The 20,887-nt window shown below is 65.6% G+C and carries 22 protein-coding genes and 1 tRNA gene; 19 read left to right on the plus strand and 4 right to left on the minus strand.

The window, feature by feature from the left end:
* Nucleotides 1–15: 15 nt before the first annotated feature.
* From F627_RS0101265 to trpC, 7 genes are all read left to right on the plus strand, one after another.
* A complete protein-coding gene (locus F627_RS0101265) occupies nt 16–699 on the plus strand; it encodes a phosphoglycolate phosphatase (RefSeq protein ID WP_018865929.1) in 684 nt (227 codons plus the stop codon).
* A gap of 102 nt (nt 700–801) precedes the next feature.
* Nucleotides 802–2,289, plus strand: coding sequence for an anthranilate synthase component I (trpE, locus tag F627_RS0101270; RefSeq protein WP_018865928.1), 1,488 nt, complete (start codon nt 802–804; stop codon nt 2,287–2,289).
* Between the two features lie 10 nt (nt 2,290–2,299).
* Nucleotides 2,300–3,100 (plus strand): triacylglycerol lipase, encoded by an 801-nt coding sequence (locus F627_RS0101275; RefSeq protein WP_019583048.1) that lies wholly within the window; start codon nt 2,300–2,302, stop codon nt 3,098–3,100.
* A 142-nt stretch (nt 3,101–3,242) separates the two neighbouring features.
* Nucleotides 3,243–3,836, plus strand: coding sequence for an aminodeoxychorismate/anthranilate synthase component II (locus F627_RS0101280; RefSeq protein ID WP_017942849.1), 594 nt, complete (start codon nt 3,243–3,245; stop codon nt 3,834–3,836).
* Nucleotides 3,837–3,868: 32 nt separating this feature from the next.
* A complete protein-coding gene (locus tag F627_RS0101285) occupies nt 3,869–5,047 on the plus strand; it encodes a multidrug effflux MFS transporter (protein ID WP_017942848.1) in 1,179 nt (392 codons plus the stop codon).
* A 30-nt stretch (nt 5,048–5,077) separates the two neighbouring features.
* On the plus strand, nt 5,078–6,112 hold the full coding sequence (gene trpD / locus F627_RS0101290) for an anthranilate phosphoribosyltransferase (protein WP_018865924.1): 1,035 nt from the start codon (nt 5,078–5,080) through the stop codon (nt 6,110–6,112).
* Nucleotides 6,109–6,924, plus strand: coding sequence for an indole-3-glycerol phosphate synthase TrpC (gene trpC, locus F627_RS0101295; RefSeq protein WP_019583049.1), 816 nt, complete (start codon nt 6,109–6,111; stop codon nt 6,922–6,924). The genes trpD and trpC overlap by 4 nt, the downstream gene beginning before the upstream one ends.
* 93 nt (nt 6,925–7,017) lie before the next feature.
* Here trpC and crp read toward each other — a convergent pair whose 3' ends face one another.
* Nucleotides 7,018–7,665: a cAMP-activated global transcriptional regulator CRP gene (crp, locus tag F627_RS0101300; protein WP_018865922.1), complete on the minus strand. Its 648-nt coding sequence runs from the start codon at nt 7,663–7,665 to the stop codon at nt 7,018–7,020.
* 233 nt (nt 7,666–7,898) lie between these two features.
* Here crp and F627_RS0101305 point away from each other — a divergent pair, with 233 nt between their 5' ends.
* A complete protein-coding gene (locus tag F627_RS0101305) occupies nt 7,899–8,327 on the plus strand; it encodes an OsmC family protein (RefSeq protein WP_018865921.1) in 429 nt (142 codons plus the stop codon).
* A gap of 86 nt (nt 8,328–8,413) precedes the next feature.
* Nucleotides 8,414–9,223: an adenosylmethionine decarboxylase gene (speD, locus tag F627_RS0101310; protein ID WP_017942843.1), complete on the plus strand. Its 810-nt coding sequence runs from the start codon at nt 8,414–8,416 to the stop codon at nt 9,221–9,223.
* A gap of 57 nt (nt 9,224–9,280) precedes the next feature.
* Here speD and coq7 read toward each other — a convergent pair whose 3' ends face one another.
* A complete protein-coding gene (gene coq7, locus F627_RS0101315; RefSeq protein WP_019583050.1) occupies nt 9,281–9,922 on the minus strand; it encodes a 2-polyprenyl-3-methyl-6-methoxy-1,4-benzoquinone monooxygenase in 642 nt (213 codons plus the stop codon).
* A 63-nt stretch (nt 9,923–9,985) separates the two neighbouring features.
* Nucleotides 9,986–11,284, minus strand: a complete 1,299-nt coding sequence (locus tag F627_RS0101320) for a (Fe-S)-binding protein (RefSeq protein WP_081630698.1) — start codon at nt 11,282–11,284, stop codon at nt 9,986–9,988.
* On the opposite strand from F627_RS0101320, the gene F627_RS0101325 reads away from it, so the two are divergent.
* From F627_RS0101325 to F627_RS0101355, 7 genes are all read left to right on the plus strand, one after another.
* Nucleotides 11,283–12,020 carry a YdiY family protein gene (locus F627_RS0101325; protein ID WP_018875976.1) on the plus strand — a complete coding sequence of 246 codons (738 nt, stop codon included), beginning with the start codon at nt 11,283–11,285 and terminating at the stop codon, nt 12,018–12,020. The two genes, F627_RS0101320 and F627_RS0101325, sit on opposite strands and share 2 nt — an antisense overlap.
* 97 nt (nt 12,021–12,117) lie before the next feature.
* Nucleotides 12,118–12,423: a ferredoxin gene (locus tag F627_RS0101330; RefSeq protein WP_018865917.1), complete on the plus strand. Its 306-nt coding sequence runs from the start codon at nt 12,118–12,120 to the stop codon at nt 12,421–12,423.
* 65 nt (nt 12,424–12,488) lie between these two features.
* Nucleotides 12,489–12,565: transfer RNA gene (locus F627_RS0101335), tRNA-Met, on the plus strand.
* A gap of 389 nt (nt 12,566–12,954) precedes the next feature.
* The gene (locus F627_RS0101340; RefSeq protein ID WP_018875977.1) at nt 12,955–13,443 is read left to right on the plus strand and encodes an NfeD family protein; all 489 of its coding nucleotides are present in this window, start codon (nt 12,955–12,957) and stop codon (nt 13,441–13,443) included.
* Between the two features lie 18 nt (nt 13,444–13,461).
* Nucleotides 13,462–14,460 (plus strand): SPFH domain-containing protein, encoded by a 999-nt coding sequence (locus F627_RS0101345; RefSeq protein WP_019583052.1) that lies wholly within the window; start codon nt 13,462–13,464, stop codon nt 14,458–14,460.
* Nucleotides 14,461–14,629: 169 nt separating this feature from the next.
* Nucleotides 14,630–14,980, plus strand: coding sequence for a hypothetical protein (locus tag F627_RS0101350; RefSeq protein WP_018158287.1), 351 nt, complete (start codon nt 14,630–14,632; stop codon nt 14,978–14,980).
* Between the two features lie 256 nt (nt 14,981–15,236).
* On the plus strand, nt 15,237–16,496 hold the full coding sequence (locus F627_RS0101355) for a hypothetical protein (protein WP_018158286.1): 1,260 nt from the start codon (nt 15,237–15,239) through the stop codon (nt 16,494–16,496).
* A 238-nt stretch (nt 16,497–16,734) separates the two neighbouring features.
* Here the strand turns inward: F627_RS0101355 and F627_RS0101360 are convergent, their stop codons facing one another.
* A complete protein-coding gene (locus F627_RS0101360; protein ID WP_019583053.1) occupies nt 16,735–17,466 on the minus strand; it encodes a metallophosphoesterase in 732 nt (243 codons plus the stop codon).
* 247 nt (nt 17,467–17,713) lie between these two features.
* Between F627_RS0101360 and F627_RS0101365 the strand changes: the two genes are divergently transcribed.
* The 3 genes from F627_RS0101365 to F627_RS0101375 all read left to right on the plus strand — a co-directional run bounded on the left by F627_RS0101365 (nt 17,714) and on the right by F627_RS0101375 (nt 20,614).
* Nucleotides 17,714–17,944 carry an EexN family lipoprotein gene (locus F627_RS0101365; RefSeq protein WP_019583054.1) on the plus strand — a complete coding sequence of 77 codons (231 nt, stop codon included), beginning with the start codon at nt 17,714–17,716 and terminating at the stop codon, nt 17,942–17,944.
* A gap of 169 nt (nt 17,945–18,113) precedes the next feature.
* Complete coding sequence (locus F627_RS0101370) at nt 18,114–18,362, plus strand: DUF4282 domain-containing protein (protein WP_018158318.1); 249 nt, start codon at nt 18,114–18,116, stop codon at nt 18,360–18,362.
* 1,091 nt (nt 18,363–19,453) lie between these two features.
* The gene (locus F627_RS0101375) at nt 19,454–20,614 is read left to right on the plus strand and encodes a Fic family protein (RefSeq protein WP_018875982.1); all 1,161 of its coding nucleotides are present in this window, start codon (nt 19,454–19,456) and stop codon (nt 20,612–20,614) included.
* Nucleotides 20,615–20,887: the final 273 nt, after the last annotated feature.

The raw sequence follows: 20,887 nt of genomic DNA on the forward strand, positions 1-20,887 counted from the left end.
CCACTGGAGACCGGGATGTCCCTGAAACGCCCCCGCATGATCCTGATCGACCTGGACGGCACGCTGATCGACAGCGTGCCGGACCTGGCCTACAGCGTGGACGCGATGATGCGCGAGCTGGGGCTGCCCGAACGCGGCGAGCCGGCCGTGCGCAACTGGGTCGGCAACGGGGTGGAACGGTTGGTCAAGCGGGCGTTGGTGAACGACCTCGAGGGCGAGCCGGACCCGGAGGCCTTCGAGCGGGCATTGCCCGTCTTCATGCGCATCTACCAGGAGAACACCGCCGGGCGCTCGCCACTGTACCCGGGCGTGCGCGAGGGGCTGGACCAGCTGAAGGCCGCGGGCTTCCGACTGGGCTGCGTGACCAACAAGGCCGAGCGCTTCACGGTGCCGCTGCTGCGCGAGAAGGGCATCCTCGACGACTTCGAGATCGTGGTCGCCGGCGACGCCCTGCCGCAGAAGAAACCGGACCCGGCGCCGCTGCTGCATGCGGCGAAGGAGTTGGGTGTAGACCCCTCCGAGGCGCTGATGGTCGGGGACTCGAAGAGCGACGTGAAGGCGGCACGCGCGGCCGGCTTCCAGATCGTCTGCATGACCTACGGCTACAATCACGGCGACGACATCCGCGACGAGAACCCGGACGCGGTTCTCGACCGGCTGGACGAGCTGCCCGGACTGCTGCCCGCTCGGGCGGCCTAGGGAAACACGGACCCATGATTGCAACGGACCGGACAACGGAGCGATGGCGAGACGGCGAATGATCCGCCGCGCCGTCCGTCCCCCTTGTCAGGAACCGTTGTGATGACCCCCGAACAGTTCGATCAGCTGGCCCGCGAGGGCTATAACCGCATCCCGCTGGTGCGCGAGGTCCTGGCGGATCTCGAAACCCCGCTGTCCATCTTCCTGAAGCTGGCCAACCGGCCGTACTCCTACCTGTTCGAGTCGGTGCAGGGCGGGGAGCGCTGGGGTCGGTATTCCTTTATCGGGCTGCCGGCACGCACCCGCGTGCGGGTGCACGGCCATGACATCACGGTGGAGACCGATGGCGAGGTGGTCGAACAGACCACGGAGACCGACCCGCTGGCCTGGGTCGAGGCCTACCAGGCGCGCTTCAAGGTGGCCGAACTGCCGGGCCTGCCGCGCTTCACCGGTGGTCTGGTCGGCTATTTCGGGTTCGAGACCGTGCGCCTGATCGAGCCGCGCCTGGAAGGCCCGGAAAAGCCCGATGCCCTGGGGCTGCCGGACATCCTGCTGATGGTCTCGGAGGAGGTCGTGGTCTACGACAACCTCTCCGGCCGGCTGTACCTGGTGGTGCACGCCGATGCGACCCAGGCCGATGGCCAGGCCGTGGCGGCCACGCGTTTGGATGAGCTGGAGACCCGTCTGGGCGAGCCCCTGGTGCCCCCGGAGGATCCGCCGCATCCGCATGCGGTGCCGGAGTACGTGCCGGGCTGGTCGGCCGAGGGCTTCCAGACCGCGGTCGCGCGGGCGCAGGAATACATCATGGACGGCGACGTGATGCAGGTGGTGCTGGCGCAGCGCATGAGCGTGCCATTCTCCGCGCCGCCGCTGGACCTGTACCGCGCCCTGCGCGCGCTGAACCCCTCGCCGTACATGTACTACCTGGACCTCGACGACCACCACGTGGTCGGGGCCTCGCCGGAGATCCTGGTGCGCCTGGAGGACGACCGCGTGACCGTGCGCCCGATCGCCGGGACCCGCCCGCGCGGGCGCACCGAGGAGGAAGACCGCGCGCTGGAGGCCGAACTGCTGGCGGACCCGAAGGAGCGCGCCGAGCACCTGATGCTGATCGACCTCGGGCGCAACGACGTCGGCCGGGTCTGCGAGATCGGCTCGGTGGAGGTGACCGACACCATGAGCATCGAGCGCTATTCGCACGTGATGCACATCGTCTCCAACGTGGAGGGCCGACTGGCCCCGGGGCACTCGCCGATGGATGTGCTGCGCGCGACCTTCCCCGCCGGGACCGTCTCCGGCGCGCCCAAGATCCGCGCGCTGGAGATCATTGACGAGCTGGAGCCGGTGAAGCGTGGGCCGTATTCCGGTGCCGTGGGCTATTTGTCCTGGTCGGGCAACATGGATACCGCGATCGCGATCCGAACGGCCGTGCTGCATGACGGCGAGCTGCATATCCAGGCCGGGGCGGGTGTGGTCCACGACTCGGTCCCGGAAAGCGAATGGCAGGAGACCCTGAACAAGGGGCGGGCGGTGGTGCGCGCGGCCGAGACCGCCCTGGGCGGCCTGGGGCCGCGCCGCCACCGCGACTGAGGGGGTGGCCATGCGCGGCGGCCTTCGCATCCTGTTGCTGGCGCTGGTGGTGTGGCTGCTGCCGGGGCTGGCGGCGGCGCAGATCGTGGTGCTGGTCCCCGGGGGCTGGGATCGCGGCGACGGCTTTCGCCATGCCGGAGTCACCGCAGCCCTGAATGCCGCCGGATATGCCGATGGCGGCCGGGCCCGGGCCCGGCCGGAGGCCCCCTGGTTCGATCGTGCGCCGGATTCGGCGCCGCGCCAGTTCTACACCGTGGACCTGCCGGCGGGCGGGGTGCCCCCCGAACGCGCGCGGGCGCTGGGTCAGGTCGTCGAGGCCCTGACGCGGCGCCATCCGGGGCAGGAACTGGTGCTGGTCGGGCATTCCAGTGGCGGCGTCGTGGCGCGCGAGTTGCTGGTGCGCCAGCCGCACCCGGCCATCTCCACCCTGGTGACGTTTTCCGCTCCGCATGCGGGGGGCGGCTGGTCCGCCCTGGCGCGTTCGGTGACGGATGCGCTGGCCGACTCGGCCCTGGGGCTGTACGCCCCGTTCATCGGGCTCGAGGGCATGCACCGGCGCGAGGGCCTCTGGGGGCCGGAGGGCACCTCGCCGGATGCGGCCCACCTCGAGTGGCTGAATACGCGGGAACACCCGCCCATCCGCTACGTGTCGGTGGTCCGCCTGGCCGACCCCTGGGTGGATGCTGCCAGTCAGGATATGAACCGTCTCCCGGCCCTGCGCGGCCGGGCGCATACCCTCCCGAGCCCCGGCGGGCACCGGCTGGAGGCCGCCGACGGCACCCTGCTGGCGGCGCTGCTGTTGCCGCGATGAGGGTGCCCGGTTTCGCCAGCGCGCATCCGGTTGCGGGTCGGCGGCCCCGGGGCCGGGTTATGCTGGGCCCTGTCCGCTCCACGCGCGTGAACATCGATTCGCGCGGCGGTCCTGTTTCCTCTGTTCTCCAGGGACGTTCGTCATGATCCTGATGCTCGACAACTACGACTCCTTCACCTTCAACCTGGTCCAGTACCTGGGCGAGCTGGGGGCAGAGGTGGTGGTGCACCGCAACGACTGCATCACCCCGGAGCAGATCGCGGATCTGGCCCCCGAGGGGATCGTGATCTCGCCCGGCCCCTGCACGCCGAATGAGGCCGGGGTATCGCTGGAGGTGATCCGGCGCTTTGCCGGCGAGATCCCGATCCTCGGCGTCTGCCTCGGACACCAGGCGATCGGCCAGGTCTTCGGCGGTCGCGTAGTGCGGGCGCGCGAGATCATGCATGGCAAGACCTCGCCGGTGCACCACACCGGCGTCGGGGTGTTCGCCGGGCTCGAGAATCCGCTGGAGGCGACGCGTTACCACTCCCTGGTGGTCGAGGCCGCGAGCCTGCCGGATTGCCTGGAGGTCACCGCCTGGACCGAGCGCGAGGATGGCTCGCGGGACGAGATCATGGGCCTGCGCCACCGCGAGCTGGATGTCGAGGGCGTGCAGTTCCACCCGGAATCCATCCTGACCCGCCAGGGCCACGAACTCCTCGACAACTTCCTCCGCCGACTGCCCCAGCCGGCGTGACCCAGACTCGACGCACCCGGTGGCGCTTTGCGTTGCTGGTGGCGCCGCTGTCGATGCTGGCGCCATTCTCGCTGGACACCTATCTGCCTTCGTTCCCGGCGATGGCGGAGGCCCTGCGGGTGGACTCCGGCGCGATGCAGGCGACCCTGTCGGCCTATCTGGTCGCATTCGCGCTCGCGACCCTGGTGGCCGGCCCGCTGTCGGATACCTTTGGCCGGCGCCCGGTGGTTTTGTGGGCGCTGGTCGGCTACGTGATCAGCTCCCTGCTACTGGTGCTGGCGGTCGAGTACTGGCAGGTGATGGGGTTGCGGGTTGGACAGGGTCTGTCCGCGGCGGCCGGGATTGTGGTCGGGCGCGCGGTGGTGCGCGACCGCTTCGAGGCCATCGATGCCCGCCGCGTGCTGGCGCTGATTACCATGATGTTCGCGATTGGTCCGGCGGCTGCCCCGATTGTGGGGGGGTATCTGCAGGCGGGGTTCGGCTGGCGGTCGGTGTTCCTGTTCCTGACCCTGTATGGCGCAATCCTGTTGCTGGCGATCCGGACCTGGCTGCCGGAGACCCTGCCGCCGGTCGGGCGGGCCTCCGGCAAGCCGGCCCTGATCCTGCGGGGGTATCTCGGGACCCTCGGCAATCCGCCGTTTCTGCGCCCGGCCCTGGTACATGCCGGTCTGTTCGGGGCGATGTTCCTGTTCGTCGCGGCCTCCCCGACGGTGATCTATGTCCATCTGGGCGGGCAGGAACAGGATTTCTGGTGGCTGTTCCTGCCGCTGGTGGGCGGTCTGGTGGTGGGCGGTTTCATCGCGGGGCGCACCGCCAGCCTGCTGAGCCCGCCGCTGGCGATCAGTATCGGCGTGGGGCTGGCCGGGATCTCCCTGGCGCTGGTGGCGCTGGGGATCGTGACCGACGGGCCCGTGGTCGCGGTCACCCTGCCGTTCGCGCTGTACAGCTTTGCGCTGGCCACGGCCGTGCCCTCGCTGAATCTGTTGGCCCTGGACTGCTATCCGGGCGCCCGGGGCATGGCCTCGGCCATGCAGGCCTTCCTGCAACTGGGCTTCAGCGCCCTGCTGGCACTGTTTCTGGTGGATCGCCTGGACGACCATCTGCCGTGGCTGATCGGCGGTTCGCTGGTGATCTGGGCCGCCGCGGCCCTGTTGTGGTGGACCGGGCCGGAGGCGCGCGGTCGTCGCACCCCGGCGCGGGCGTTACACTAGCCGCTTCGATTTTCCCGCAGGAGCGATCCCGTGACCGTGCAACAAGCGATAGCGGCCCTCATCGAGCGCCAGGACCTGGATGCGGCCACCATGACCGCCGTGATGCAGGCGGTGATGACCGGCGAGGCCACCGATGCCCAGATCGGCGGATTCCTGGTGGCCCTGCGCATGAAGGGCGAGACCATCGAGGAGATCCGTGCGGCGGCCGGGGTGATGCGTTCGCTGGCCACCCGCGTGGACGTGCCGCGCACCGGGCTGGTGGATACCTGCGGGACCGGCGGCGACGCCTCCGGAACCTTCAACATCTCCACCGCCTCCGCCCTGGTGGCGGCGGCCGGCGGGGTGCGGGTGGCCAAGCACGGCAACCGTTCGGTGTCGTCGAAATCCGGCTCCGCCGATGTTCTGGAGCACCTGGGGATCCATCTCGGGCTGTCGCCGGAGGCGGTCGGGTCCTGCATCGAGGAGGTCGGCGTCGGCTTCCTGTTTGCCCCGGCCCATCATGGCGCGATGAAACACGCGATCGGGCCGCGCAAGGAGCTCGGCGTGCGCACGCTGTTCAATGTGCTGGGGCCTCTGACCAACCCGGCCGGGGCGCCGAACCAGGTGCTCGGCGTGTTCTCGGATGCCTGGGTGCGGCCGCTGGCCGAGGCCCTGAAGGGCCTGGGCAGCGAGCATGTGCTGGTGGTGCATGCCGAGGACGGCCTGGACGAGATCAGCATCGCGTCGCCCACCCGGGTGGCCGAGCTCAGGGACGGCGAGATCCGGGAATACACCATCCGTCCGGAGGACTTCGGGCTGGCGACCACCGCACTGGATGCCGTGCGCGTCGACAGCGTGGAGGCCTCGGCCGACATGCTGCGCGGCGTGCTGGACGGTCAGGTGGGCGCGGCGCGTGACATCGTGCTGCTGAACGCCGGGGCGGCGATCTACGCCGGCGGTGGCGCGGACACGCTGGCCGCGGGCGTCGAGGCCGCCGCCCGGGCCATCGACTCCGGCGCGGCCCGCGAACGGCTGGAGCGCCTGCAGGCGACCAGCGCACGACTGGCAAACAAGGAAGCACAATGACCGAAGCCAACGCAGTACCCGATATCCTGCAGCGCATCCTGGAGCGCAAGCGCGAGGAGCTGAAGGAGCGCGAGGCGTTCTGGCCGCTGCGCGAGCTGCGCGGCTGGATGGGCTCGGCGCCTGCGCCGCGGGGGTTCCGCGCGGCATTGCAGCGCGACATCGACGCCGGCCGCGCCGCGGTGATCGCGGAGATCAAGAAGGCCAGCCCGAGTCAGGGCCAGATCAGCCCCAACTTCAACCCGGAGGCCTTCGCCCGCAGCTACGAGGAACACGGGGCCACCTGCCTGTCGGTGCTGACCGACGTGGACTTCTTCAAGGGGCGCGATGGCGACCTGCGCGATGCGCGCGTGGCCTGCCAGCTGCCGATCCTGCGCAAGGACTTCGTGATCGACCTCTATCAGGTCTACGAGGCGCGGGTGCTGGGGGCGGACTGCGTGCTGCTGATCGCCGCGGCGCTGGACGACACGGCCCTGCACGAGCTGTACTTCCTGACCCGCGAGCTGGGCATGGATGCCCTGGTGGAGGTGCATGATGCCGAGGAGCTGGAACGGGCGAAGAAGATTGGCGCGGACCTGATCGGCATCAACAACCGCGACCTGCACAGCTTCGAGACCCGGCTGGAAACCACGCTGGAGCTGAAGGATCAGGCGCCCGAGGGCGCGCTGCTGGTAACCGAGAGCGGCATCCACACCCGCGAGGACGTCGCGCGCATGCAGGCCGCCGGGATCCATGCCTTCCTGGTGGGCGAGGCCTTTATGCGGACCGAGGATCCGGGCAAGGCCCTGGGGCAGTTGTTCCGCGGCGAATCGTAACCGCCTCCAGCGGGGCGTCGTGCCTTCAGGCTGGAGGCGGTGGCCAGGTACTACGCCCTTTCCGGCCGCAGGGCCCGGGGCGGCGGCACGGCGTCAGCGCGTGCCGAACACCACGATGGTCTTGCCGTGCGCGGTGATCAGGCCGCGCTCTTCCAGATCCTTCAGCACGCGACCGGCCATCTCGCGCGAGCAGCCGACGATGCGCGCGATCTCCTGGCGGGTGATGCGCAGCTGCATGCCGTCCGGGTGGGTCATCGCGTCGGGCTGGCGGGCGAGATCCAGCAGGGTGTGGGCGATACGGCCGGTGACGTCGACGAACGCGAGGTCCATCACCTTGCGCGAGGTCTGACGCAGGCGGGTGGCGATCTGGCTGGTCAGCAGCATCAGGATCTCGGGGTCGCGCTGGACGATCTCGCGGAACTGGGTGTAGGGGATCTCCGCGGTCTCGGTGTCCTCGCGGGTGGTGACGGTCGCGCTGCGCGGGTCGTCCTCGAACATGCCCAGCTCACCGAAGAACTCACCCTTGTTCAGATAGGCCAGCACCAGCTCGTGCCCGTTGTTCTCGCCCAGTACCGAGACCGACCCGCTGACGACGTAGTACAGCGTGTCGGGAACCGTGCCCGAATGGATGATGGTGGTGCGCTTGCGGTACTGGCGGCGGTGGCAGTAGCCGAGAAAACGCTCCAGCGCGGGCGACGGCTGGGCCGGGCGGTAGACGAACGGGTTGTTCAAGGCTTCCATGGTCACGTCCGATAGCAGCTTCCTGTGGATGTGCGCCAGTGTAATGCAGCATCTGGCCCCCGCACGCCGGGGTGGCTGGAACCGTTCACAAAATCCGCCGACAGGCCACTGATTTTGTGCAGCAGGTCCGCCCTGAGTAGAGTCCCTCTGAAGTATAGGCATGGATCCCTTCATCCAACAGCAGGAAGGGGGCACTGGTTCATTGATCGGCACCTCTTTAAAGGACGAGCGCGATGCAGGTGAAAGTGAAATGGCTGGACCAGGTGGCCTTTGTCGGCGAGACCGACAGCGGTCATGCGGTGGTGATGGACGGCGCGCCGGACGCGGGCGGCCGCAACCTGGGGGCGCGGCCGATGGAGATGCTGCTGCTGGGGATGGGCGGTTGTACCAGCTTCGACGTGATTGCGATGCTGAAGAAGGCGCGCCAGCAGGTGCTGGACTGCGAGGTGACGGTCGCAGGCACCCGGGCGGAGACCGTGCCCAAGGTCTTTACCGATATCCACGTGCATTTTCGGGTGTACGGCCATGACCTGTCGGAGAAGCAGGTGGGGCGCGCGGTCGGGCTCTCGGCCGAGAAGTACTGCTCGGCTTCGCTGATGCTGGGGGCCTCGGCGAAGGTGACCCACGACTTCGAGATCGTCGAGGGGCCGGCCCCGCGCTGAACGGGAACCCGGGTTCTTTCCTTGGACTCGGAGGCCGAGGCGTCTACAATTCGCCGCTCGCTGCGGCCCGGGCAAGAGGACACGCCATGCCTCGTCACAAGAAGCAGATCAAGCTCCACGGTTTCAACAACCTGACCAAGAGCCTGAGCTTCAACATCTACGATATCTGCTATGCCTCGGGTGACCGGCATCGCGACGAATACATCGCGTACATCGACGAGGCGTACAACGCCCAGCGGCTGACGCAGATCCTCTCCGATGTGGCCCATCTGATCGGGGCCAATATCCTCGATATCTCGCGCCAGGACTACGATCCGCAGGGCGCGTCGGTGACCATGCTGATCTCGGAGGAGCCGGTGGCCACCGAGAAGATCGGCTACACCGAGGGCCCCGGCCCGCTGCCGGAGACGGTGGTCGGTCACCTCGACAAGAGCCACATCACCGTGCATACCTATCCGGAGGCGCACCCGGAGGGCGGGATTGCAACCTTCCGTGCCGATATCGATGTGTCCACCTGTGGGCGCATCTCGCCGCTGCGCGCCCTGAACTACCTGATCCACAGCTTCGAATCGGACATCGTGATCATGGACTACCGCGTGCGCGGTTTTACCCGCGACGTGCGCGGCAAGAAGCACTTCATCGATCACAAGATCAATTCCATCCAGGACTTCCTCTCGCGCGATACCAAGGAGAAGTACCAGATGGTGGACGTGAACGTGTACCAGGAGTACCTGTTCCACACCAAGATGGTGCTGAAGGACTTTGACCTCGACAGCTACCTGTTCGGGCTGGGCAAGGATGACTACTCGGCCAAGGAGGCCAAGCGCATCTCCAAGCTGCTCAAGCACGAGATGATGGAGATCTTCTACGGCAAGAACATGAGCCGCCCGAGCTGAGCGGCATGCGCCGCGCGTTGCGCGCGGCACCTGACGCCCGTCCTCTCGCCTGGCGAGTCAGATCCAGTAGGCGGTGCGCGTCATCACGCTGGAGGTCAGGGGCATCAGCAGATTGCGCACCGGCCACGGTGGCGCCTTGCCGCCCAGCGCCATGGCATGCGCGCCGTGTTCCACCTCGTCCTGCTTCATCTGCGCCAGGATGCGCGCCGAGACCTCGTCCTGGGCCGGCAGCCGCTCCAGGTGGCGGTCCAGATGGCGTTCCACCTGGCGCTCGGTCTCGTCGATAAAGCCCAGGCTGTAGGCGTCGCCGGTCAGGCCGGCCAGGGCACCCATCCCGAACGAGCCGACATACCAGAACGGCCCCAGCAGGCTGGTGCGCCCGCCCAGGTCGTGCACCCGACGCGCACACCAGTGCAGGTGGTCGCCCTCCTCGCGCGAGGCCTGGTCCAGGTGGTCGCGGATCGCGGGGGTGCGGGCGGTCAGCATCTGGCCCTGGTAAAGCCCCTGCGCCGCGACTTCCCCGGCGTGGTTCACGCGCATCAGACGGGTGGACAGGTCGCGCTCATGATGCTCCAGATGCGGGCCGATATCGTCCCCGCCCGGCGACGGGCGGCCGGTGGAACGGGCCTGGCCGGAGATGACCTTGACGAAGGCATCGGCCTGGTTGATCAGGTGATCCAGCGGGGAGAGTCGGCGCATGGTTCCGGTCCGGTTGGGGCATCAAGGCGTACCCCTCAAGAGTACCGCAAGCGGGGCCCGGGATCAGCGCCCAGCGGGGTCGTGGGCAGGGTTTTTCAGCCGCCGCGCCAGGAATCGCGCGGGTGACAGGATGGCCGGCATATCCGCCTGGTCGCCGGCCAGGGCGCGCAGGTGCACGCTGCACCCGACATTTGGACTGATGATCACGTCCGGCGTGCCATCGCAGAGCGCCTGCAGCGTCTCGGTGCCCAGGCCGTCCGCCATGGCCGGCTGGGTCAGCATCGCAGTGCCACCCGCGCCGCAGCAATTCGGTGCGCCGGCCACAGGCGTCAGGGAGACCCCGGGCAGGCGCTCCAGCAAAGCGGGCAGTTCGCGCGCCTCGCGGGTGACGTTGCGCTGGGTGCAGGGCAGATGCAGCGCGATCCGGACGGGGGTGTCATCCCAGAGGTCCGCGGTGGTGCCCGCTTCCAGGTGCTGCGCCAGGAAGCGCGTGAGGCTCAGGCTGCGCCGGCCCAGGGTGCCCTCGGGGTATTCGCGCAGCGTGGCCTCGCAGCCACTGTCGAGGGCGATGACTGGCTGATCCCCGTCGCCGAAGGCCTCGAGGTTTCGTGTCTGCAGGGCCTGCGCGGCCGCGCGATGGCCGGTGTGCTGGTCCAGCGCGCCGCAGCAGACCTGCCGTTGCGGGATCGCCACGCGCAGACCGAGGGCCTCGAGGACGTGCAGCGCCGCGTCCAGGTCGGGCCCGGTAAAGAAGCGGTCCATACAGCCGGTGAACAGCAGGACGTCGGCCTCGTCCGGCCTCGCGGTTGGGCGCAGCCGGGGGGCGGGGACCAGGGAGTCCCGGGTATGGGCGAGGCTGCGTTCCCAGCCGCCGCGCGGGAGCAGGCGCTCTGCCCCCAGGCGTGCACCGGTCCGCGCGACCAGTCCCCCAAGGCTGCGCAGGGTTGGATGCAGCAGCGCCCGATGCTGGACGCTGTGCCGCCAGCGGTCCGCCCGCGACGGGGCGGCCGGGTGCTCGTCGAGGATCTCGCGGGCGCGATCGATCAGCGCCCCGAAGGGCACCCGTGCCGGGCACACTGCCTCGCAGGAACGACAGCCCAGGCACCCCTCGAGGTGCCCGCGCAGGCGCTCGGATTCGGGCGCAAGCCGGCCCTGCGCCAGACCCTGCATCAGGGTCAGTCGTCCACGCGGAGAGTCGCCCTCGACGCCGTGCCAGCCATAGGTCGGGCAGTGCGGCAGGCACAGCCCGCAGTGTACGCACTGGTCGGCGGCGGAAAGCCCCGAGAATCTCAGGGGCTGGTCCGATGCCCCCAGCGGCTTTGCTAGGGTTTCGCCTTCATTTGATTCCGGGAGGTTTCCCATGCTCGTGCGTTCGTTTCGGCCCGTCGGGTCTGCGTTTGCCTCGCTCATCCTGCTGAGCATACCAGTCTCGCAGGGCCTGGCCTGGGAGGCCGAAGGCTGGCAGTCGACGATCGAGCTGGGGGCTTCCATGACCACCGGGAATACCGAATCCACCACGGCCTCGGGGCGCTTCCGCGCGGAGCACACCACCATCGACTGGCGGAATCGCATCCGGCTGGATGCCTACTTCCACGAGGAGGATGACGAGACTACCGGCGAGCGTTACGTCGCCGGCTACCAGGCGGACCGCAAGCTGGGCGAACACGACTATCTGTTCGGGGCGCTGCGCTACGAGCGGGATCGCTTCAGCAACTACGACTACCAGGGCTCGGCCACGGCCGGTTACGGTCGTCGCCTGATCGACGGCGAACGCGTGCGGCTGGACGGCGAGATCGGTGCCGGTATGCGCCAGGTGCGCATCCGCACCACCGGCGAGACCGAGAGCGAGCCGGTCGGTCGCCTGGCCGGCAATTTCCGCTGGGAGATCAGCGAGAACGCCCGTCTTACCGACGAGCTGCTGGTCCTGACCGGCAGCGACAACACCGAGATCGAGAACATCCTCGCCCTGACCGCTGACGTCACCAGTCGGATGTCCCTGCGCACCAGCTTTACCGTCAAGCACAACACCGACGTCGAGCCCGGCGTGGAAAATACCGACACCATCACGGACGTCAGTCTGGTCTATCGCTTTCGCTGAAGCGCCGACGCGCTGAAGGCACCGACGCGAACGTTGCCATCCGTCGTGTTGCGGGCGGCAGGGTTATCATGAGCCGCAGGGATCACTGGAGACTTCCATGGGCTACTACCAGCGCCATATCTTCTTCTGCACCAACTGCCGCGAGGACGGCAACTGCTGCGAGGACCACGGGGCGACCGAGATGCGCGCCTACGCCAAGACCCAGGCCAAGGCCATGGGCATCCACGGCAAGGGCCAGGTACGCGTGAACACCGCCGGTTGCCTGGATCGCTGCAACGAGGGTCCGGTCGCGGTGGTCTACCCGGAGGGCGTCTGGTACACCTACCAGGACGAGCGCGACATCGACGAGATCCTGGAAGAGCACCTCAAGAACGGACGCGTGGTCGAGCGCCTGCAGATCTGAACCCTGCCCCGTGCCCCGCTGGCTTGACTTTATGCGCCCGCCTCCGGAGAATTCGCAGCCCGCGTGGCTACGTAGCTCAGCTGGTTAGAGCACATCACTCATAATGATGGGGTCCCCTGTTCGAATCAGGGCGTAGCCACCACCAATTCCAGTACTCAGGCCCCGCTTGGTTGTGCCCTTGGTCCCTGGGGACCACATGGGGACCAAGCGGGGACCATTTCTCGAAGTCCCCATTCTCGGTGAAGCCGCCCGGTTTCCCTTGTCCCATCAGTCGTCTTTCTGGTCAGCACTCTCTGTTGCCACGGCGTATCCCTTGCCGGGCCCATTTCCTGGTCTCGGCGTTCTACCAGGTCCTGGCTTTTTTGCGTTGTTCGGTTCCCGTGTTCGCCTCTCCAATGGAGTTGGGCGCGTTGCCTTGTCGGGTATTGCAGCGGGGCGGAATGTGAGAGGGTGAGCGCGAAAACTGCAGGGTCGATCACGCCCGGGTCGCTGGACGGGCCTTGAACGGCGCGCCTCAAGGAGACTGATGCTATGGAAGCAACCCCCTGGATTCTCTCACTGGACCCCTGGCAGTACTGGCTGGTCCTGGCCGTCACCATTCTCGTGCTGGATCTGCTCTTGTTCGGCGGCCTGATGTCCGGCGGGGGCGGGGTTACGCTGATCCTGGCCGGTGGTGCCTTCGGGGCGATCATCCCGGCCGCCTTCGGAGCCGATATGGCGGGCCAGATCCTCGGCGGGATCGCCGGCATGATCGTAATGGGGATTTTCGTCTTCTGGATCGGCAGGCGGTGGGTGCGCGGGGATGACCGCAACCTGGCCGGGCAGGACATTCGTGCCGGTCGCGAGATCCTGCAGGTCGAGGATCGCGACGGGCGACTGGGCGTGACCCTGCTCGGGGATTTCTATCCTGCGCGCCCCGAGTCGGCGGACTACGCCTTGAGCGAAGGTGAGCGCGTGCACCTCGTTCGTTTCGAAGGGGTCACGGCGATCGTGAGCCCTGAAGCACAAGACCACGCATAACCGCAAAGGAAGGCAACAATGGAAGGACTTGTGATGTTTCTCGTGCTGGCCGTTCTGGTCGGCGTATTCCTCAGTATGGGGATCACCATGATCCCGCAGCGCCGGGCGATGGTGATCGAGCGCCTGGGCAAGTTTCACCGAGTGCTGAACCCGGGCCTGAACCTGATCATCCCGTTCATCGATCAGCCGCGGCCGATCACCATCCTCCAGTTCAAGGGGGCGGATAAGCTGGTGCGCACCGAGACCAAGATCGACATGCGCGAGATCCTGCTCGACTTCCCGCAGCAGGCGGTGGTTACCAAGGACAACGTCGGCGTGACCATCGACGGCGTGATCTACTACCAGATCATGGATCCGCAATCGGCAGTGTACGGCGCCGAGAACCTTGTCCTCGCGATCCAGACCCTAGCCCAGACCACCCTGCGCTCGGAGATCGGCAAGATGGAGCTGGACGACATCTTCGAGAACCGCGAGACCATCAACAAGCAGATGGAGGCGGTGATGGACGAGGCCGGACAGAAGTGGGGCCTCAAGGTGAACCGGGTCGAGATCCGCGACATCTCCATGCCGGAGGACATCGTGCAGGCGATGAACCAGCAGATGGTCGCGGAACGCACCCGTCGCGCCACCGTGCGCGAGGCCGAGGGCTACAAGGAGGCGGAAATCCGTCGCGCCGAAGGCGACCGTGATGCTGCCATCGCGCGCGCCGAGGGTGACAAGCAGGAGGCCGTGCTGCGTGCCCAGGGTGAACGCGAGGCCATCGAACTCATCGTGGGCAGCCTGCGCGACCACCCCGAAGGCGCCAAGGCCGGCGTGAACTACCTGATCGCCCAGCGCTACATCGGCATGCTGCCGGAGCTGGCGAAGGATGGCGACCGCGTGTTCGTGCCGATGGAGGGCACCGCCCTGCTGTCGAGCCTGGGTGGCATGCGCGATCTGTTCGGGCCCGGTGCGATGGGGGCGGTGGACGCCGTTGGTGGTTCGGCCCCAACGGCGACTGGATCAGGCCAGAGCTAACCGCCCATCTCGTCCGAGAAAGCCCGCCCGGGTTCCGATTCGGGTGGGTTTTCTTGTGCCGGGTTATGATGAGGGGGTCTCAAAGTGCGTTTCCGGGTTGTGGTGAAGATGTCTCAAAGCGAATTTCCGGGCTCATAGTGAATTTTGTGGTTGGCGGCATGGAGGCTTGATGTCTACACCGATCGTTACGTTGATACAGTCGCAGCCTGGCTCACCCGAACTTGCGGCTGTTTTGGTGCGGGGAGTCATGATTGCTTACTCCGACGGAATTGAACCCGGAACTGAGGATCGTCCGGACTCCTGTGGTGCGTGCATTCTGTCCGTGAAAGAAGTCGATGCCCTGGCCCATCTCCTTGCCATGGCGTTCGGCGAGAAACCTCGCGTCGTTACACTTGAAAACGTCAATGAAAACGACACGTGGGTGGATGTGCAGGACTTCCTCTGCTGGATGGGTGTCGCAGACGCGGAAGGGGCCTTTTCGACCGATCTGGGGCAGGGGTCTGATGCGTCTCGCCACTGAGTAGCGGCCGGCGCTTGTGTCCTATCGAACCGACCTGCACTTCCGGGCGGGATGGACTTGAAGCTGCGGCCTTAATCCACTTCTCCTGGCGTTGGTCAGGCAGGCACCGTTCCCTGGTCGCACGCGAAAACGATTCGACTGTGATCTCGTGTGCTAACCCGTGTTCTCCTCGGGTTGTGCATTACACAGTGTGGGAGCAGACGTGGCGCATCGCGCGGCGCAGCGCGGTCGAACAGCGGTGCAGAGGGGGTTGGGTATGGCGCACGTCATGGTTCAGGGCATCCGGTATTCGGGAAAGACCTGGATGATCCAGCGGCTTGTGCGAGCGGAGCTGGCTCGGCCGGTCGAGAAAGATGGGCCATCCCGACGAATCTACATCCTGGATTCCGACGGAGCCCACGAGGATCTGGCGGACCAGACTTTCCCGGTGGGTGGGGGTGGGCCTTGGGGCTACAACCCGTTGCAGCTTTCCGCGGAACATCCGGAGTCGACTCCGGCGGATCGAGCGGAGTTTGTGGCGCGGGCATTGAGTGTGGGTTACGGGGCGTTTCGGGCGCGTTTGGGCGCGGCTTTGCGGGCTCTGCTGCGCGAAGCCTATGCGGAAAGAGGATTGCTTCCGGATCGCCCGATTCGGGAGTCGCGTCCCCATGGGTCCGTTGCGGCTGAGGATGCGCCGACACTGGAGGGTGTGCGGCAGCTGGCATTGGCTCGGCTGCGCGCCAGCCGCGACAAGAAAGTGCGCGCTGCGGAGCAGCGTTGGGATGCGGTGGATCTTGCAGCGGTGCGCGAGATCGCCGGTGTGGACGGTGGCCCGGACCTTGCTGGAACTATGGGCATGGATCCCAATGCTATTGGGGCGTACAGCGAGTATCTCCGGAGCCTTGCAGTGGATCCCTTGCAGGGGCCGGATCATCAGGTGTTCCCGGTTTCCCTTCTGGAAGGGTTGATCGAGCAACTGGATCCTGTCTGCTCGTCATCCATGTTGGTTGGTGATTCGCCGCGGTGGGATCCTGATGCCGTAGTGCGGCGCTATGACGTGTCGGCTCTCGGGCGCCCGGAACGCGCCGTTCTGGTTCAGTGTTGCTTGCGGGATATTCTTTTGGAGGCCGAAGCGCATGCAGCGAATGACCGGCGCACGCTAGTGGTCCTGGACGGTGTTGAAGAACATCTCTATACCCGCCGGGGAGCCGTTGAGGCCATGATGCGTTTCGGGCCTGCGGTCGGCTTGGAGGTGTTGATGTCTGCCTATGACCCCCACCCCATGCTGGGCGACGAGTTGCGTGCAACGCTCGGGGCACACGTACTGCTGGGGGACTACGACCGCGAGGCGGTCGACGCCGTCTCAGCCGGACTGAATGTGCCACCGGAGTTACTTTGGTGCGTGGTCCCGCGGCGCCGGTGTGTTGTGCGCACCCGCCAGGCCGACGGCTCGGCCCGTCAGGGCAAGGTGATGATCGATGGGGTTGTGGGTGCGCTGGGCTGGGATGAGCAACCCAGGGACCGCTCCAGGTCGTGAGCGAGCCGGGTGGGCTGCGGCAGTGGTTCGCAGGTAACACCCGAGTCCACCGTGATCCTGTGATCGAGCATTCGCAGAACAGCCGGGGCATGTTTTTCGACGTCAACGTAGTAATCCTCGCCGATACGCCGGGCTCGCATTACTTGGACCTGTTGCAGGATTTCAGGGGCTTTTCAGGGATGCGAAGTCCGCAGTTCCCGCAGAGTGGGTGCAGTAACACGCCGGGCTGGGATCGTTGCTAGATGTGTCCTTTCAGAAGGCTGGCTTCGTCCAGTACTCCGTCCTTTTCGTTCCAGCGGACGACGCCTGCTTCGCCTACGCCCAGCACCTGAGTGCCGCACTCGAGCCGGCTATCGTACCGCTCGTGGTGGTGACCGTGGACGATCATCGTGGCACCCATGGTTCTGGCGATCTCGTCCAGAACCGGGAACCCGTGCCGGTGGGTCGAGGGTGCCTCGTGCGTGATGAGCAGGTCGGCGCCCAGCGTCTTTAGCTGTTCGATATCCTCTGGCCAGATCGCGGCCAGTGCATGCCGGGGCATGCCTTGTCGCCAATCCTGCGGGATGCCGGATTTCTTCTGTGAGGCCAGCACACGTTCGTACTCGATCCTCGAATTGAACTTGGCGGGCGCGGGCGGCATCCACACTTTCTTCCGGAAATGCCCCCCGAGCCCGCCGACACGAACCCCCTGGAGGGTGTGGGTGCGGCCGTCGAGATTGATGGCCCGCCCAGGAGAGCCCAGCAGGTGATCGTAGAACCGGGTCTGGTCGTAGTCGTGATTGCCGGGGATGTACGCGACTTCCATGGAGTCCGGGAGTGTCTGGATCGCGGTGTCAAAAGGCCCGGCGAGATCCAGGTCCCCTAGCAGGACCACCACCCCGGCGTCGGCATGCTCACGTGCGATATAGGCCAGGATTTCCGGAAGACGGCCATGGGGATCGCCGACAAAAAGGAAGTCTCGATTTCGCACGCGTGGTACTCCGGGGGGTGCCGGCGGAGATTGTCGCTGATGTTGGCTTTATGGAGCCACTCCACATTGGGGTAACCGAGCCTTGCCGGTAACTTGGGGTGGGCCGCGCGTCCGGAACGTTCGCTACACGGGTCTCTGATCGATTGACCTATCCGAAGTGGGGTGTTTATGCTCGACCGGCCACCAGCGCAGCGAGTGGCTCCAGGAAAGGATCTATTCGGTCAAACTTCGCACAAGGACGTACACCATGAAAAAACTGCTATTCGCCGCCCCGCTTGCTTTCTTCCTCGGCGCCTGCGGTGCCCCTTCGGTGGAGCATCTGATGGAAAACCCCGAGAAGCTTCAGCAGGTTACTGTCGAATGCATGGAAATGATGGCGCAGGGCAAGGACGTTGATACTGCGGCCTGCAACAACGCGGCCGAAGCGCAAAGCCGTATGGGCGAAAATGTCATGCGGGGCCTTCTGGATCAGCTTTAATTCCTCAAATACACCGGCGAATCGTCTGCCAAGGTGCGGTGCCCTCTGTTCCTTGCGTACGCATCTTCCATGATTTCCGGTTTTCGGGCGCGCTGGTCATGGTTTGCCGTGGCTGTACCACCCCCTCCGAGGTCATTTGGCCTCGTCCTCTAATAACAAGGATGTATCTATGCGCGATTTTCTGTTCTTTGACACGATGCTTACCCCGAAGATCATCACCATCGTCTACTGGCTATTGCTGCTTGTGGTGGTGGTGAGTGGTCTGGGCGCGATGTTCTCCGGGAGCGGGCTTATGGGCCTCCTCATTGGGCTCGCGATTCTCGTGTTCGGAGCGATTGGTGCCCGGGTCTGGTCCGAGCTTCTGATCGTGATTTTCAAGATCAACGAGAACACAAAGAAGATGGCTGACAAGGCCTGATCAGGCTTCTTGCGACGGTAGTCCCGGACCCCTCGACCCGCATCGAAATCGTTGCGCTGGCCGAGGGATCCGGGAACCTTTGACCGGCGTCATCTGCTTAAAGCCGCTGGGCAGACTTGCCTATCCCGATCCTCGGTCACGCAGCTCTAACCTCTATGGACCGTCCGCGGTAAATGCCCTCTCGCTAGAGATCCGTGCGTGTCTGGCGTCATCTACTCTGTCGGGTTGGCACTCGCATGGCCGGTCGGTGAGTGGTGACCTGCTTTGCGATCGGTTTCTCTACCGCATTCATCGGCCTATCGAGTGAAATTGGTGCGCGCCAGTACGCGGATGTGCGCAAGGCTTCCCAAGCCCAGCTCCAGCCCCAGACCAGGCGCAGTACGATCGAGACCGGACGAAATAGGGGTGTCTTCTCGTGCGGTATAGAATCATCCGTTACCCAACAGTTAACGAGGATGGTCTGTGCGGCAAACAGAACTGGCGCCTTCCGAATCGAGACGATCACTTCACGCTCAACGCAGCGATTTTCGGGGAAAGCCTGAGCAGCATGTCTGGAGAGTATCGTGATGCGTTGGAACTGTTCGGCCCCACGGAGTGGGGATGGAGTTCTGAGATGTCTGGGGGTGCGGGTAACGTTATGAGGATCCGCCTGCGACATCAGGTTTCTTCTCAGGCGCGACACGCTACTGATGAGTGGACGGGGGCGAGGCTCGTAGCCGACAATTAACGGGCAAAGGAGGGGTGGAGCCTACGTGTGGGGCCACCCCTTCTTGCTGTTGGGTCGATAAATACAGACCGTTGACCATTAGTATCCCTCGAGCTCCTCTAAAAGCTCGTCAATTGCGCCAGAGATCGCTGCGCCCATTTCGTTGAGGAACTCGTTTCGGGTTATTCCATCTGTGCCTTACCCCGCATCCAACCCGTCATCGCCCACAGAAACCCGAGAATCTCCACACCTGGACCTTCGGTTAGAGCGGCGGGCCGCTTCCCTGTGCTGAAAAAGAAACTCTCGCATTGTCGCGTTGACCAAGAATAAGCGATCGTTTAGCGTGTCCCTTTCAGAGGAAGCGATCGCTTATTTTTGAGGACCCATGAAACGCGTAACCGGCACCTTTGAGCGCAGCACCGTGGCTGGGGAGTCAGTCGAGGCCTTCATTCCCCATCCGCTGCCGCCCAAGGATCCCCCTCTTGACCTCGGCGGCGAGCTCAGTTCGCTGCTCGGCCTGGCGAACGAGAGTCTGCGGTTGCTCGAATTGGCGGGCGACCTGATCCCGTCGGTCGAGTGGTTCGTATACGCGTTCGTTCGTAAGGAAGCGGTGCTCTCGGCGCAGATCGAAGGGACGCAGGCAACGCTGATGGATCTGCTCGAGATCGAGGCCTCCGGGGAGGCGCCGGCCGACGCAGACGTTGAGGAGGTCTGCGGTTACGTCGATGCGCTCAACTTCACCTGGGACGAGGTCGGGCGAGCAGACGGCCTGCCCCTCTCGATGCGCCTCCTGTCGCAGGCGCACGCACGGCTGCTTAGTGGTGCGCGCGGCGCGCAAAAACAGCCGGGCGAAGTACGGCGCTCGCAGAACTGGATCGGCGGGACACGCCCGGGCAACGCTGCGTTCGTGCCTCCACCCCCGCATCGACTCGGCGCGCTGCTCAGCGAGTTCGAGCGGGCAATCCACGACGAGAGTGAGCTTCCGCCACTCATCCGGGTAGGACTCCTCCATGCGCAGCTCGAGACGCTGCATCCGTATCTCGACGGCAACGGCCGCATCGGACGCCTGCTCATCACGCTACTACTGCGGCACTGGGATCTACTCACCCGGCCTCTTCTCTATCTGAGCCTGTTCCTCAAAAGGCAGCGTCAGGAATATTACCGGCGGCTCAGAGCGATACGTGACGAGGGCGACTGGGAGGGGTGGCTGTCGTTCTTCCTGGAAGGCGTGGCGGAGGTCGCTGACGAGGCCGTCGCCACCGCGCGCCGGCTTCACGTCATCATTGGCGAGAACCGAAATCGCCTCCTCGCCCGCGACGACGCGACTGTGTTGAGCCTCCGTTTGTTCGAACTACTTCCAGACCACCCAATTCTCACGGTGAACCGGGCCATGGAGCTCCTCGACTGCTCGCGGCCTGCGGCGGCCAAGGCCATGCGCGTCCTTGAGGCGGCGGAAATCGTACACGCGCTCGACGAGCGCAAGAAAAATAGGGCCGTCCTGTTCGAGGACTACCTTGCGCACTTGCGGCAAGGAACCGATATCTAGCGACCATTACTCTGGCCGGCTGTGTTGCCTCATTAGGAAACGTTACCGACTTGTCCACTTCCCCCGATTAGGTCCACGCATCACTGGAGGTTTCCGGATGTAGCGCCCAATCTTGGACCGGCATTCGAATCCTCACAGTGATCTGTGTGCTTTCCGAATTCGGTGGGCGTCTACATTGACCGAATGGACGGGAGGGAGGCATTGCGTGTGGCCTTCCCATCCGCAGATCCGGCACTGTGTCGGTCAAATACCTGTTTTGGGTCGTCGGGTGGC

The organism is Thioalkalivibrio sp. ALE16, assembly GCF_000381305.1.
GTDB lineage: Bacteria > Pseudomonadota > Gammaproteobacteria > Ectothiorhodospirales > Ectothiorhodospiraceae > Thioalkalivibrio.